Genomic DNA, 13253 nt, shown 5'->3' with positions numbered 1-13253 from the left:
GGTCGTCGGTCGGTCTCTTGCTGGGCAGGAGCCGACTGGATTAAATGGTGTCCGTCAGGGGCGCTGGATTACAGCGACGTCTTCAGGGCTGCCAGGAACTGGTCGTTCTCTTCGGGGGTGCTGACCGTGACGCGGATGCAGTTGGCCAGCAATTTATGCATTTTACTCAAATTTTTGATCAAGACCTTCTCGCCATGGAGAATCGCACAGGCGCGCTCGGCATCGGGCACGCGCAGCGAGATGAAATTGGCGGCCGACGGGAACACTTCCACACCGGGCAGGGCCGCCAGGGCGGCGGCCAGGCGGGTGCGTTCCTCGTTGAGCAGGCCGGCCTGGCGGTCCAGCACGTCCAGGTGGTCGAGCGCGAACTCGGCCGCCACTTGCGTGAGCACATTGACGTTGTACGGCGGGCGCACCTTCTCGAACTCCGCCAGCAGCGGCGCGGCGGCCGACATATAGCCGAGGCGGATACCGGCCAGGCCCAGCTTGGACAGGGTGCGCATCACGACCAGGTTCGGGTGTTGCGGCAGCCGCTCCATGAAGCTGACCCGGGCAAACGGTTGATACGCCTCGTCGACCACCACGATGCCGTGCTCGCCCACGGCCTCGATGATCGCGACCATGTCGCCGGCATCGTACAGGTTGCCGGTCGGGTTGTTCGGATAGGCCAGGAATACCAGCGACGGCTTGTGCTCGGCAATCGCCGCCAGCATGGCCGGCAGGTCGAGCGAGAAATCGGACTGGATCGGCACGCCGACGAAGTCGGCGCCCGCGAACTGGGCCGAGCGCGAGAACATCACGAAGGCCGGGACCGGGGCCATCACCACGGCACGTTTGCTGCCGGCTTCGCGTTCCTGGCGCGCGATCGCGGTCGCCAGGATCGTGATCAGCTCGTCCGAGCCGTTGCCGAGCAGGACGTCATAGCCTTCCGGGACGCCCAGCTTGCTGCAGATCCTGTCCTTGAGGGTGCGGTAGGACGGCACCGGATAGCGGTTCAGGGCCGCCTCGGCCAGGCGCGCGCCCAGTTCGGCGCGCAGCGGCTCGGGCAGCTGGTATGGGTTTTCCATCGAGTCGAGCTTGACGTAGCCGATCGAGTCCGGCACGTGATAGCTGCCCACGGCGCGCACGTCGGCGCGGATGGTGTTCTCGATCAGTTTGGCGATGTCGGTCATGATGTCTCTTCCGTGGTGGTGAGGGCCTTGGCGGCCTTGCGCAGTTTTTTTGCTTTCGCCCCGCTGAGCGGCACCTCGGGCGCGGCCAGCCGCTCGGCGATGATGGCGCAGTAGTCGGGATTCAGTTCGAAACCGGTGTACTGGCGGCCCAGGCGCTTGGCGGCGATGGCCGTGGTGCCGCTGCCCATGAAGGGGTCGAGCACGATGCCGCCCGGCGGGCAGGAGGCCTTGACCATGCGCTCGATGATCTCGAGCGGCTTCTGGGTCGGATGGTCGGCGCGCTCCGGATGTTCGCGGTGCAGGCGCGACACGCTCCACACGTCCTTCGGGTTGTAGCCGACTTCGAGCCACTTGGCGCCCACGAAGATCGAGCGCGAACGCGCCTTCTTGGTCTCGGCGTCATACGGGATGCGCACCGCGTCCAGGTCGAAATAGTAATCCTTGCGCCTGGCGAAGAAGCCGATGGTGTCGTGCACCGAGGAGAAGCTGCGCACGCTGCCGCCCATCGACGGCACGCGGCGGTCCCAGATGATCTCGTTCATCATCGTCATGCGTTTTTTCAGCATCACGAAGATCTCGGGCGCGAAGCGCCAGGTGAGGAAGATGTACAGGCTGCCGTTGGGCTTGAGCTTGGGGATGGCGGCGTCGATCCACTGCTCGGTCCAGGCGAGGTAGGCCTCGACGCTTTGCTGGTCCGACGCGTTGCCGTAGTCCTTGCCCAAGTTGTAGGGCGGGTCGGTCAGGATCAGGTCGATGGACCCGTCCGGGATGCGCGCCAGGCCGGCCAGCGCATCCTCGCAGAATACCTGGTTGACCCAGGACGTCATGATTGCTGCGGCGGCACTGGGTTCAAGCGCAGCTCGGCGCTGCGCGCGTGCGCCTGCAGGCCTTCGCCGTAGGCGAGAGTCGCGGCCACTTTACCAAGCGTTTGCGCGCCCGCTTCGCTGACCTGGATGATCGACGAGCGTTTCTGGAAATCGTACACGCCCAGCGGCGACGAGAAGCGCGCCGTGCGCGAGGTCGGCAGCACGTGGTTCGGGCCGCAGCAATAGTCGCCCAGCGATTCGGACGAGAAGCGGCCCAGGAACATCGCGCCCGCGTGGCGGATTTTATCCGCCCACTGCATCGGATCGAGCGCCGAGATTTCGAGGTGTTCGGCGGCGATGCTTGAGGCAATCTCGCAGGCCTCGTCCATGTCGCGCACCTTGATCAGCGCGCCACGGTCGGTCATCGACGTGGTGATCGTGTCCTTGCGCGGCATCGTCGGCAGCAGCTTGTGGATGCTCTGCTCCACTTTCGCGATGTAGTCGGCGTCGGGGCACAGCAGGATGGCCTGGGCCAGTTCGTCGTGCTCGGCCTGCGAAAACAGGTCCATCGCCACCCAGTCCGGATCGGTGGTGCCGTCGCACAGCACCAGGATCTCGGACGGGCCGGCGATCATGTCGATGCCGACCACGCCGAACACGCGGCGCTTGGCGGCGGCGACATAGGCGTTGCCGGGGCCGACGATCTTGTCGACCGGCTGGATGGTCTCGGTGCCGTAGGCCAGCGCGCCGACGGCTTGCGCGCCGCCGATGGTGATCACGCGGGTCACGCCGGCGATCGCGGCGGCGGCCAAGACCATCTGGTTCTTCACGCCGTCCGGGGTCGGCACGACCATGATGATTTCTTTCACGCCGGCGACGTGGGCCGGAATCGCGTTCATCAGCACCGACGACGGATACGCCGCCTTGCCGCCCGGGACATAGATGCCGACCCGGTCCAGCGGGGTCACGCGCTGGCCCAGCACCGTGCCATCGGGCTCGGTGAAGGTGAAGCCGGTCGAGGCGTCCTTCTGGCGCTCGTGGAACACGCGCACGCGGTCGGCCGCCACCTGCAGCGCGGCGCGCTGGGCTTCCGGCAGCGCGGCCAGGGCCTGGTCCAACTCGGCCTGGCCAATGTCGAATTCGGCCATCGACTTCGCGCCGCCGTTGGGGATGCGGTCGAACTTGTTGGTGTACTCCAGCACAGCCGCGTCGCCGCGCGCCTTCACGTCGCGCAGGATATGCGCGACCGCGGTCTCGATGGCGTCATCGGTTTCCGCTTCGAACGCCAGCAGGGCGTCGAGGGTGTTCTTGAAGTCGGGCGCGGTGGAGTCTAACTTGCGGATCTGTACTGCCATGATGCTTCAGCCTTGTCGTTGGGAGGCGCGTTCGAACGCCTCGAGAATTGGTTGCAGGCGCTCGCGCTTGAGCTTGAGCGCGGCCTGGTTCACCACCAGGCGCGAGGAGATGTCCATGATCTTTTCGACTTCGACCAGGTTGTTGGCGCGCAGGGTGCCGCCGGTCGAGACCACGTCGACGATAGCGTCCGACAGGCCGACCAGCGGCGCCAGTTCCATCGAGCCGTACAGCTTGATCAGGTCGACGTGCACGCCCTTGCTGGCGAAGTGCTCGCGCGCGGTGTTGACGAACTTGGTCGCCACCCGCAGGCGCGCGCCCTGGCGCACGGCGCTGTCGTAGTCGAAGCCGGCGTTGACCGCGACCGACATGCGGCACTGGGCGATGCGCAGGTCGATCGGCTGGTACAGCCCTTCTCCGCCATGCTCGAGCAGCACGTCCTTGCCGGCCACGCCGAAATCGGCCGCGCCATGCTGGACGTAGGTCGGCACGTCGGACGCGCGCACGATCAGCACCCGCACGCCCGGATCGTTGGTCGAGAGGATGAGTTTACGCGAAGTCTCGGGGTTTTCCAGCACCTCGATCCCGGCCGCCGACAGCAGCGGCAGGGTATCTTCGAAGATGCGGCCCTTGGAAAGCGCCAGGATCAGCTGGGGTTCTCCATGTACGCCATTGAATGTCATGTGCTTGAGCTTATTTAATACGCTTATTTAATACGTACGATATCGGCGCCAACGGCCGACAGTTTCACTTCCATCCGGTCGTAGCCGCGATCGAGGTGGTAGATGCGGTCGATCAGGGTCGTGCCCTCGGCCGCCATGCCGGCGATCACCAGCGAAGCCGAGGCGCGCAGGTCGGTCGCCATCACCGGCGCGCCGACCAGGCGTTCGACGCCCTTGATGAAGGCGGTATTGCCCTCGGTCGAAATGTGCGCGCCGAGTCGGTTCATCTCTTGCACGTGCATGAAGCGGTTCTCGAAGATCGTCTCGGTGACTTTCGACGGACCGTCCGCGATCGTGTTCACGGCCATGAACTGGGCCTGCATATCGGTCGGGAAGCCCGGATATTCGGTGGTGCGGAACGAGACCGGACGCGGACGGCCATCCATCTGCGCGCGGATGGTGTCGCCGCCCACGGTCAGCTGCAGGCCGATCTCGCGCAGCTTGTCGAGCGCCACGTCGAAGATGTCGGTGCGGGTATTGGTCAGGACGATGTCGCCACCGGTGGCCGCCACCGCGCACAGGAAAGTCGCGGCCTCGATGCGGTCCGAAATCACCGCGTGGGTCGCCCCGTGCAGTTCGTCCACGCCCTGGATCACCAGGCGGTCGGTGCCGATGCCCTCGATCTTCGCGCCCATGGCCACCAGCAGATTGGCCAGGTCGGTCACTTCCGGCTCGCGCGCGGCGTTCTCGAGCACGGTCTCGCCTTCGGCCAGGGTCGCGGCCATCAGGAGGTTCTCGGTGCCGGTCACGGTGATCATGTCGGTGTGGATGCGCGCGCCTTTCAGCTTCTTCGCCTTGGCGTAGATGTAGCCGCCCTCGATCGTGATCTCGGCGCCCATCGCGCGCAGGCCCTTGATGTGCTGGTCGACCGGACGCGAGCCGATCGCGCAGCCGCCCGGCAGCGAGACCTTGGCTTCGCCGAAGCGCGCCAGCAGCGGGCCCAGCACCAGGATCGAGGCGCGCATGGTCTTCACCAGCTCGTACGGCGCTTCGAGGGTGTCGATGGCGCCGCCGTTCAGGGTGACTTTTTCGTCATCCTGCACGACCTTCAGGCCGGTCTTTTCCAGGAGCTTGAGCATGGTGCGCACATCATGCAGGCGCGGCACGTTCGACAGCTGCAGGTCGCCGGCGGTCAACAGGCCGGCGCACAGGATGGGCAGCGCCGCGTTCTTGGCGCCGGATACCGAAATCTCACCAGCCAGGCGCTTGCCGCCGACGATCTGGAGCTTGTCCATGCTTATCCTCCGAATTCTTCAGGGGTCAGGGTTTTCATCGACAGCGCGTGGATTTCCTCGCGCATGCGGTCGCCCAGCGCGGCGTACACGATCTGGTGACGCTGGATGGGACGCTTGCCGGCGAAGGCAGGCGAGACGATCACGGCCTCGAAGTGATGGCCATCGCCCTTCACGTCGAGGTGGGTGCATTCGAGGCCGGCGCTGATATAGCCGTGGATCAGTTCGGGTGTGGTCGCCACGATAACTCCAGTTAAACTTTGTACTATTAATGGCGCAGATTGTAGCCGCGCTTGAGCAGATTGATCGCCACGCCCGTCAGCACCGCGAAGAACACGGTCACGACGGCCAGGCTGGTCCATGGCGAAACGTCGGACTGGCCGAAGAACCCATAGCGGAACCCGTCAATCATATAAAAGAACGGGTTGAAATGCGAGACGGCGAGCCAGAAAGGCGGCAGTTTTTGGACGGAATAGAACACGCCGGCCAGGAAGGTCGCCGGCATGATCAGGAAGTTCTGGAAGGCCGCCAGCTGGTCGAACTTCTCGGCCCAGATGCCGGCGATCGTGCCCATGGTGCCGAGGATGGCCGCGCCCAGCAGGGCGAACACCACGATCCACACCGGCGCCACGAACTCCAGGTGGGCGAACCAGGCGGTGATGACGAACACGCCGGCGCCGACCACGATCCCGCGCAGCATCGAGGCCAGCACGTAGGCGGACAGGATCTCGGCGTGCGACAGCGGCGGCAGCAGGATGAAGACCAGGTTGCCGCTGATCTTGGACTGGATCAGCGACGAGGACGAATTGGCGAAGGCGTTCTGCAGCACGCTCATCATCACCAGGCCCGGGATCAGGAACGAGGTGTAGGCGACGCCGTCGAGCATCTCGACCCGGCCGTCGAGCACGTGGCCGAAGATCAGGAGGTAGAGCATGGCGGTGACCACCGGCGCGGCCACGGTCTGGGTCGCGACCTTCCAGAAGCGCAGCGACTCCTTGTAGAACAGGGTACGGAAACCGATCGAGAACATTACTTACCCTCCTCCATGATCTGGATGAAGATGTCCTCGAGGTCGGCCTGCTCCAGCTGCATCTCGTCGATGACGGCGCCGTTCTCGCGCAGGCGCGCCAGGATCGGCTCGACCTCCGAATAATCGTTCACGCGCAGCGTGTACTTGTTGCCGCCGCCATTGCCATTGCCGTTGGTGTGCTCGTCGTGCGAGACGAGATGGCGCAGCGACTCGGGCAGATCCCCCGACTTCAGGTGCACCACCAGCTGCGAACCCGACACGCGGCGCAGCAGCGCGCTCATGGTGTCGAGCGCCACCACGTTGCCGCGCCGGAGCATGGCCACGCGCTGGCACATGGCTTGCGCTTCCTCGAGGTAGTGGGTAGTGAGGACCACGGTGTGGCCGCCCTCGCGGTTCAAACGCGCGATGAACTTCCACAGGGTTTGGCGCAGCTCGACGTCGACGCCGGCGGTCGGCTCGTCGAGCACGATCACGGGCGGACGGTGCACCAGGGCCTGCGCCACCAGCACGCGCCGCTTCATGCCGCCCGACAGCGCGCGCATGTTCACGTCGGCCTTGTCAGTGAGATCGAGGTTGTGCATCACCTCGTCGATCCAGGCGTCGTTGTTGCGAATGCCGAAGTAGCCCGACTGCAGGCGCAGGGTCTCGCGCACCGTGAAGAAGGGATCGAACACCAGTTCCTGCGGCACCACGCCCAGGCGCTTTCTCGCTTCGCGGAAGTCGCTCACGACGTCGTGGCCGTGGATGCGCACGCGGCCGGCATCGGGCCGGATCAGGCCCGCGATGGTGGAGATCAGGGTGGTCTTGCCGGCGCCGTTCGGGCCCAAGAGGCCGAAGAACTCGCCTTCCTCGATGTCCAAGGAGACGCCCTTCAGGGCCTTGAAGCCCTTGTAGCTCTTCTCGACGCTGTCAATCTGGATTGCTGTCATGCTTGTTGGATGGCGCGGCGCGCGGAAATGGGATTCGACCCGTAAGCGCACCGAAGGACCGTGCGGAGAAACGGTCCATTATAGGTGAAATCGCCATGTCAAGCGGGCAGAGGGGAGAATTGCGCGGGGTACGCCGGAGAGAGGCGCAATGCAAACGGCGGCCAGTCGGCCGCCGGTCTTCAGGCTTGCGGCAGCAGCGTGTCGACCCCGTACAGGGCCGCCAGCTTTTGCACGTTGTCCGGCACGTTCACGAAGGTGAGCCGGTGGCCGGCATCGCGCGCGCGGCGCTGCCAGGCCAGCAGCAGGGCCACGCCGGACGAATCGGCCGCCTTCACGCCGCCGAGATCGAACACGGTCTCGCCGGCGCGGATCGCCGCCGCGCCCTGCTCCAGCGCCTGGTGGGCGGTCAGGAAGGTCAGGGCGTCAATCGACAGCATCGGGTTGGATTCAGCCATGTTGACGGATCACTTCGCCGGCGCGGCCAGCGGCTTGGAGGCCAGCTGGGCGTTGCGGTCGACCAAGCGCTTGATCAGGCCATCGATGCCGCTCTTGCTGATCTCGCTGTTGAAGGTGCTGGTATAGGTCTGGACCAGCCAGGCGCCCAGCACGTTCACGTCATAGATCTTCCAGCTGCCCTTGTCGTTGCTCAGGCGGTAGTTCAGGGTGATCGGTTCGCCGCGGGCGACGTTCACCTGCGAGCGCACTTCGACGTCGCTATCGGTCGGCGAGCCGCGCATCGGCTTGAACTCGACGGTCTCGTTCTTGATGGTCGACAGCGCGCCGGCGTAGGTGTACACCAGCAGGTCGCGGAACTCCTTGGTCAGCTTCTGCTTCTGTTCCGGGGTGGCGCTGCGCCAGTGGCGGCCAGCCGCCTGCTGGGTCATCTTCTCGGCGTCGACGTGGGGCAGGATCTTTTCGTTGACCAGGCCCATGATCTTGCTGCGGTTGCCGGCCTGGATGTCCTTGTCGGCCTTGACGCTGTCGATCACTTCATTGCTGATGCGCTTGACCAGCGCGTCCGGCGCTTCGGCGGCGGCCACCGGGGCGGCGACCAGGACGGTGGAGAACGCCACGGTGGCGGCGGCGGCGACCAGGTGCATGAATGGCTTCATCGGTTTCCTTTCGGTTGGCGGCGGCGATGGCCGCGCGCACGGTTGATCTTGTTGTTACTGCTCGTCGGCGTCCGGGGCCTGGCGCGGCACGTCGCCGTCGTACACCTGGCTCTGGCGGCGCTGCAGATAGCCGTCGCGCAGGAACTCGTAACGGTCGAGTGCGGCGTCTTCGAGCAGGCTGGACGCGTCGAGCAGGCTGGCGCGGGTATCGATCACGCGGATGCCCGCGCCGATATTGCGCCAGTTGGCTGGCTCCTTGTACTTCCAGATGTCACCGCCGATATCGGCCGGCAACGCTGCGGTATCACGCACGGTAGATGGGCCCAGCAGCGGCAAAATCAAGTAGGGGCCGCTTGGCACGCCCCATTTGCCCAGGGTCTGGCCGAAGTCTTCGTCGCTTTTCTGCATGCCCGCTTCGGAAGCGATGTCGAGCAGGCCGAAGATGCCGAAGGTCGAGTTCAGCGCAACGCGGCCGAAATCGGTGCCGGCCTGCTCGGGTTTACCCTGCAGCAGGTTGTTGACCGAGCTCCAGGCATCCGACAGATTGCCAAAGAAATTGCCGACGCCGGTTTGGGCAAAGCCCGGCACGACGTTCTTGTAGCCGGTGGCCACCGGCTTCAGCACGGCGCGGTCGACCGCATCGTTGAAGCTGAACATGGCGCGGTTATAGCCTTCCAGCGGATCCTGGGGGTTGGAGGCAGTCGTTGCGCATCCCGTCAGGACCAGGATGGCGGCGGCGGCGGCGCCGAGGCGCAAGTGCGAGAGCGTGACGGCGTAGTTCATTCACTACCTTCCTTTCCTTCAGCAGCCTTGCTGTAGATAAATTGATTAATTAAGTCTTCCAGGACCGTCGCCGACTGGGTGCGGTTGATGCGATCGCCCTCCGCCAGGTTTTGCTCATCGCCACCGGCTTCGATGCCGATGTATTGTTCACCCAATAAGCCAGCAGTCAAAATCTTCAGCGAGCTGTCTTTCGGGAATTTATATTCAGTATCCATATCGAGGCGCACCGATGCCTGGAAGCTCTTGTCGTCGAAGGTGATCTCACCCACGCGACCGACCACCACGCCCGCGCTCTTGACCGGCGCCTGCGGCTTGAGCCCGCCGATATTGTCGAAACGGCCCGTGATCGAATACGTTTGGCCGAATGACAGAGACCTCATGTTTCCTGCCTGGAAAGCCAGGAACAGCAGCGCGGCCAGACCCAGCAGAACGAACAGGCCGACCCAGACGTCGATAGTTTTGCGATGCATTTTGAATACCCTACAGTAACCGTTTTAACCGTTTATTAACTTATTTATTGAACATCAGGGCCGTCATGACGAAATTCAGCCCCCAGACCAGCAGCGATGCAATCACGACGGTGCGCGTGGTCGCGCGCGACACGTCTTCCGGCGTCGGCTGGGCCTGGTAGCCCTGGAACAGGGCGGTAAAGGTCACTGCGATGCCAAAGATAAAGCTTTTAATCACGCCGTTCAGTACGTCAGCTCGCACATCGACACCGGCTTGCATCTGCGACCAGAACGATCCTTCGTCGACGCCGATCAATTTCACGCCGACGATGTAGCCGCCCAGCACGCCCACCGCCGAGAACACGGTGGCCAGGACCGGCATCGCGATCACGCCGGCCCAGAAACGCGGCGCCAGCACGCGCTGCACCGGGTTGATGGCCATCATTTCCATCGCCGACAGCTGTTCGCCGGCCTTCATGAGGCCGATCTGGGCGGTCAACGAGGTGCCGGCGCGGCCGGCGAACAGCAGCGCGGTCACGACCGGGCCCAGTTCGCGCACCAGCGCCAGCGCCACCACCTGGCCCAGCATCTGTTCGGCGCCATACTGGTTCAGCGTGTAGTAACCCTGCAGGCCCAGCACCATGCCGACGAACAGGCCGGACACGGCGATGATCACCAGCGAATAGTTGCCGATAAAATGGATCTGCTCAGAAATCAGGCCAGGGCGGCGGAAAGCGCCCGGCGAGACGCCCAGCAGGTTGAAGAAGGAGCGCACGGCGAAACCGAGGCCGGCGAAGCCTTCGCGCACGGTGCAGCCGACCAGGCCAAGGACGCGGGCGATCATGTGCGCGCTCCCAGGCCCAGGTCGTCGGCCAGCGAGCTGCCGGGATAATGGAACGGCACCGGACCGTCCGGGGCGGCATTGACGAATTGTTTCACGTAAGGGTCTTCCGAGACGCGCAGGTCGTCCGGCGTGCCCTCGGCCACGATCTTGCCGGCGGACATGAAGTACACATAGTCGGCGATCGCGAAGCACTCGTGCACGTCGTGCGAGACGAGGATCGAGGTCGAGCCCAGCGCGTCGTTCAGGTTGCGGATCAGGTTGGCGGTCACGCCCATCGAGATCGGATCGAGGCCGGCGAACGGCTCGTCGTACATGATCAGTTCGGGGTCCAGCGCCACCGCGCGCGCCACGGCCACGCGGCGCGCCATGCCGCCCGAGATCTCGGCCGGCTTCAGGCGGTGCGCATTGCGCAGGCCGACGGCGTTGAGCTTCATCAGGACCAGGTCGCGGATGAGCTCTTCGGACAGGTCGGTGTGCTCGCGCAGCGGGAAGGCGACGTTGTCGAACACCGACAGGTCGGTAAACAGTGCGCCGAACTGGAACAGCATGCCCATGCGGCGGCGCAGGCGGTACAGGCCCTCGGTATCGAGCTGGTGCACGACTTCGCCGCCGATGCGCACTTCGCCGCGCTGGGGACGGATCTGGCCGCCGATCAGACGCAGCACCGTGGTCTTGCCGCAACCCGACCCGCCCATGACCGCAATGAGCTTGCCGCGTGGGAAGTCCATACGGAGATTCGACAGGATGGAACGCTCACCGTAAGCAAAATGCAGATCGCGGATTTCGACTAGGTTCGACACAGCATAATTAATGTTTGGGGAATCCGGTATTGTAGTGCAGAAAGCTATTTACCTGCTTGAGGGACCCGATTTTACCCCCAGGCGGCGACGTACTATTACAACACTAATAACTAATGAGTCAGCTAATTACGCGCATAAGCCATTGTTTTTGTTGGGATATGTATGTTCCGCAATATTGCCATTGTTGAATTGTATCAATAAGCTGCATCCAGAAACGACCGAAGGAGCTGGTTTAAGCTACTCCTAATTACCGACCCGGTAAGTCACGTTTTTTGCGCCGCACCATAATCTGGGGCCGATGTGACGAAATAGCAAGTGACAGAATATGCAATACTCTGTCGCCATTTTGTCAACGCAAGATACAACCGCGGATCAGATGCCGGGATGGCGTTTCACTTGGGCAGGATGGCGTACAGGCGGGGTTCGGGGAAGTCCGGCTGGCGCATGAGCGCGGCCGGCGCCATCGCGGGTGATGGGCATCGCCGCCTTCGACGAAGCGGCGATCGATGCGGGAGCGAAGGTAGTGGCGGCCGCATTGCGCGTCCGCCACCGGGATCTCAACGGGGCAGGACCGAGGAACCCATCAGGAACTCGTCGACCGAGCGCGCGCACTGGCGGCCTTCGCGGATCGCCCACACCACCAGCGACTGGCCACGGCGCATGTCGCCGGCCGCGAACAGCTTCGGGTTCGAGGTCTGGTAGGCGCCTTCGCCCTCGGTGGCGGCGCGCACGTTGCCGCGCGGGTCTTTCTGCACGCCGAAGGCGTCCAGCACCTGCTGCACCGGCGAGACGAAGCCCATCGCCAGGAACACCAGGTCCGCCTTGAGTTCGAATTCGCTGTCCGGCACTTCGCTCATCTTGCCGTCCTTCCATTCGACGCGGCAGGCGATCAGCTTCTCGACCTTGCCGCCCTTGCCTTCCAGGCGCTTGGTCGCCACCGCCCAGTCGCGCTCGCAGCCTTCCTCGTGCGAGGACGAGGTGCGCAGGCGGGTCGGCCAGTAAGGCCAGACCAGCGGCTTGTTCTCTTGTTCCGGCGGCTGCGGCATCAGTTCGAACTGGGTGACCGAGGCCGCGCCGTGGCGGTTCGAGGTGCCGACGCAGTCCGAACCGGTGTCGCCGCCGCCGATGACCACCACGTGCTTGCCCGTGGCCTTGATCTGGTCCTTCAGCTTGTCGCCGGCATTGACCCGGTTCTGCTGCGGCAGGAAGTCCATCGCGAAGTGCACGCCCTTCAATTGGCGGCCCGGGACCGGCAGGTCGCGCGGCTGCTCGGCGCCGCCGGCCAGGATCACGGCGTCGAAGTCCTTTTCCAGGTCTTCCGGGAAGATCGTGTCGCGCGCCATATTGCTGACCGTGGCCGGGAAGTCCTTGCCGATCAGGACGCCGGTGCGGAAGGTGACGCCTTCGGCCTGCATCTGCTCGACGCGACGGTCGATCAGGTCCTTCTCCATCTTGAAGTCGGGGATCCCGTAGCGCAGCAGGCCGCCGATGCGGTCGCTCTTTTCGAACACCGTCACGTCGTGGCCGGCGCGCGCCAGTTGCTGGGCCGCGGCCAGGCCGGCAGGACCCGAGCCGACGATGGCGACCTTCTTGCCGGTCTTGACGCTCGGCGGCTGCGGCACCACCCAGCCGTGCTCCCAGCCGGTGTCGATGATCTTGCGCTCGATCGACTTGATGCCGACCGGGTCATTGTTGATGCCCAGGGTACAGGCCGATTCGCACGGCGCCGGGCAGATGCGGCCGGTGAACTCGGGGAAGTTATTGGTCGAATGGAGATTGTCCAGCGCATGGCGGTAGTTGCCATGGAAGACCAGGTCGTTCCAGTCCGGGATCATATTGTTGACCGGGCAGCCCGTGTTGCAGAACGGGATGCCGCAATCCATGCAGCGCGCGCCCTGCACCTTGGCCTGGCCGTCGGTCAGGGTGACGACGAATTCCTTGTAGTTCTTGAGACGCACGGGCGGGTCGAGGTATTCCTCTTCCTGCCGTGCGAATTCCATGAAACCGGTGATTTTGCCCAC

15 protein-coding genes are annotated in these 13253 nt (G+C 64.3%); all 15 read right to left on the bottom strand.

Translation table 11 applies throughout. From position 1 onward, the window contains the following. Positions 1-68: 68 nt before the first annotated feature. The 15 genes from hisC to LO55_RS07670 all read right to left on the bottom strand — a co-directional run bounded on the left by hisC (position 69) and on the right by LO55_RS07670 (position 13253). Positions 69-1172 (bottom strand): histidinol-phosphate transaminase, encoded by a 1104-nt coding sequence (hisC, locus tag LO55_RS07740; RefSeq protein WP_071361039.1) that lies wholly within the window; start codon positions 1170-1172, stop codon positions 69-71. After that, positions 1169-1999: a DNA-methyltransferase gene (locus LO55_RS07735; protein ID WP_071361038.1), complete on the bottom strand. Its 831-nt coding sequence runs from the start codon at positions 1997-1999 to the stop codon at positions 1169-1171. The genes hisC and LO55_RS07735 overlap by 4 nt, the downstream gene beginning before the upstream one ends. Beyond that, positions 1996-3333, bottom strand: coding sequence for a histidinol dehydrogenase (hisD, locus tag LO55_RS07730; protein WP_071361037.1), 1338 nt, complete (start codon positions 3331-3333; stop codon positions 1996-1998). The genes LO55_RS07735 and hisD overlap by 4 nt, the downstream gene beginning before the upstream one ends. 6 nt (positions 3334-3339) lie before the next feature. Next, on the bottom strand, positions 3340-4014 hold the full coding sequence (gene hisG / locus LO55_RS07725; RefSeq protein ID WP_005664389.1) for an ATP phosphoribosyltransferase: 675 nt from the start codon (positions 4012-4014) through the stop codon (positions 3340-3342). A 23-nt stretch (positions 4015-4037) separates the two neighbouring features. Continuing rightward, a complete protein-coding gene (murA, locus tag LO55_RS07720; protein WP_071361036.1) occupies positions 4038-5288 on the bottom strand; it encodes a UDP-N-acetylglucosamine 1-carboxyvinyltransferase in 1251 nt (416 codons plus the stop codon). A gap of 2 nt (positions 5289-5290) precedes the next feature. Continuing rightward, entirely contained in the window at positions 5291-5527 is a 237-nt protein-coding gene (locus tag LO55_RS07715; RefSeq protein WP_005664385.1) for a BolA family protein, read from the bottom strand. 26 nt (positions 5528-5553) lie between these two features. After that, positions 5554-6315: an ABC transporter permease gene (locus LO55_RS07710; RefSeq protein ID WP_071361035.1), complete on the bottom strand. Its 762-nt coding sequence runs from the start codon at positions 6313-6315 to the stop codon at positions 5554-5556. Further along, a complete protein-coding gene (locus tag LO55_RS07705) occupies positions 6315-7244 on the bottom strand; it encodes an ABC transporter ATP-binding protein (RefSeq protein WP_005664382.1) in 930 nt (309 codons plus the stop codon). Before LO55_RS07705 ends, LO55_RS07710 begins: the two co-directional genes overlap by 1 nt. A 179-nt stretch (positions 7245-7423) precedes the next feature. Then, positions 7424-7699 carry an STAS domain-containing protein gene (locus LO55_RS07700; RefSeq protein WP_005664380.1) on the bottom strand — a complete coding sequence of 92 codons (276 nt, stop codon included), beginning with the start codon at positions 7697-7699 and terminating at the stop codon, positions 7424-7426. Positions 7700-7708: 9 nt separating this feature from the next. Further along, positions 7709-8356, bottom strand: coding sequence for an MlaC/ttg2D family ABC transporter substrate-binding protein (locus tag LO55_RS07695; protein WP_071361034.1), 648 nt, complete (start codon positions 8354-8356; stop codon positions 7709-7711). Positions 8357-8410: 54 nt separating this feature from the next. Next, positions 8411-9139 (bottom strand): MlaA family lipoprotein, encoded by a 729-nt coding sequence (locus LO55_RS07690; protein ID WP_005664377.1) that lies wholly within the window; start codon positions 9137-9139, stop codon positions 8411-8413. After that, positions 9136-9609: an outer membrane lipid asymmetry maintenance protein MlaD gene (gene mlaD / locus LO55_RS07685; RefSeq protein ID WP_071361033.1), complete on the bottom strand. Its 474-nt coding sequence runs from the start codon at positions 9607-9609 to the stop codon at positions 9136-9138. Before mlaD ends, LO55_RS07690 begins: the two co-directional genes overlap by 4 nt. A 40-nt stretch (positions 9610-9649) precedes the next feature. Then, a complete protein-coding gene (gene mlaE, locus LO55_RS07680) occupies positions 9650-10432 on the bottom strand; it encodes a lipid asymmetry maintenance ABC transporter permease subunit MlaE (RefSeq protein WP_005664373.1) in 783 nt (260 codons plus the stop codon). Further along, positions 10429-11232: an ABC transporter ATP-binding protein gene (locus tag LO55_RS07675; RefSeq protein ID WP_071361032.1), complete on the bottom strand. Its 804-nt coding sequence runs from the start codon at positions 11230-11232 to the stop codon at positions 10429-10431. The genes mlaE and LO55_RS07675 overlap by 4 nt, the downstream gene beginning before the upstream one ends. A gap of 557 nt (positions 11233-11789) precedes the next feature. Then, on the bottom strand, positions 11790-13253 hold the full coding sequence (locus tag LO55_RS07670) for a glutamate synthase subunit beta (protein ID WP_005664368.1): 1464 nt from the start codon (positions 13251-13253) through the stop codon (positions 11790-11792).

The sequence above is a fragment of the Massilia timonae genome (assembly GCF_001866515.1).
Lineage (GTDB): Bacteria > Pseudomonadota > Gammaproteobacteria > Burkholderiales > Burkholderiaceae_D > Telluria > Telluria timonae.
This window is presented reverse-complemented; position numbering and strand designations above follow the sequence as displayed.

What these genes read in the sequence shown, in the direction of transcription:
- LO55_RS07735 (WP_071361038.1), bottom strand. Translation starts at nt 1,999, where the DNA reads ATGACGTCCTGGGTCAACCAGGTATTCTGCGAGGATGCGCTGGCCGGC.
- LO55_RS07690 (WP_005664377.1), bottom strand. Translation starts at nt 9,139, where the DNA reads ATGAACTACGCCGTCACGCTCTCGCACTTGCGCCTCGGCGCCGCCGCC.
- mlaE (WP_005664373.1), bottom strand. Translation starts at nt 10,432, where the DNA reads ATGATCGCCCGCGTCCTTGGCCTGGTCGGCTGCACCGTGCGCGAAGGC.
- hisD (WP_071361037.1), bottom strand. Translation starts at nt 3,333, where the DNA reads ATGGCAGTACAGATCCGCAAGTTAGACTCCACCGCGCCCGACTTCAAG.
- LO55_RS07700 (WP_005664380.1), bottom strand. Translation starts at nt 7,699, where the DNA reads ATGGCTGAATCCAACCCGATGCTGTCGATTGACGCCCTGACCTTCCTG.
- mlaD (WP_071361033.1), bottom strand. Translation starts at nt 9,609, where the DNA reads ATGCATCGCAAAACTATCGACGTCTGGGTCGGCCTGTTCGTTCTGCTG.
- murA (WP_071361036.1), bottom strand. Translation starts at nt 5,288, where the DNA reads ATGGACAAGCTCCAGATCGTCGGCGGCAAGCGCCTGGCTGGTGAGATT.
- LO55_RS07710 (WP_071361035.1), bottom strand. Translation starts at nt 6,315, where the DNA reads ATGTTCTCGATCGGTTTCCGTACCCTGTTCTACAAGGAGTCGCTGCGC.
- LO55_RS07705 (WP_005664382.1), bottom strand. Translation starts at nt 7,244, where the DNA reads ATGACAGCAATCCAGATTGACAGCGTCGAGAAGAGCTACAAGGGCTTC.
- hisC (WP_071361039.1), bottom strand. Translation starts at nt 1,172, where the DNA reads ATGACCGACATCGCCAAACTGATCGAGAACACCATCCGCGCCGACGTG.
- hisG (WP_005664389.1), bottom strand. Translation starts at nt 4,014, where the DNA reads ATGACATTCAATGGCGTACATGGAGAACCCCAGCTGATCCTGGCGCTT.
- LO55_RS07695 (WP_071361034.1), bottom strand. Translation starts at nt 8,356, where the DNA reads ATGAAGCCATTCATGCACCTGGTCGCCGCCGCCGCCACCGTGGCGTTC.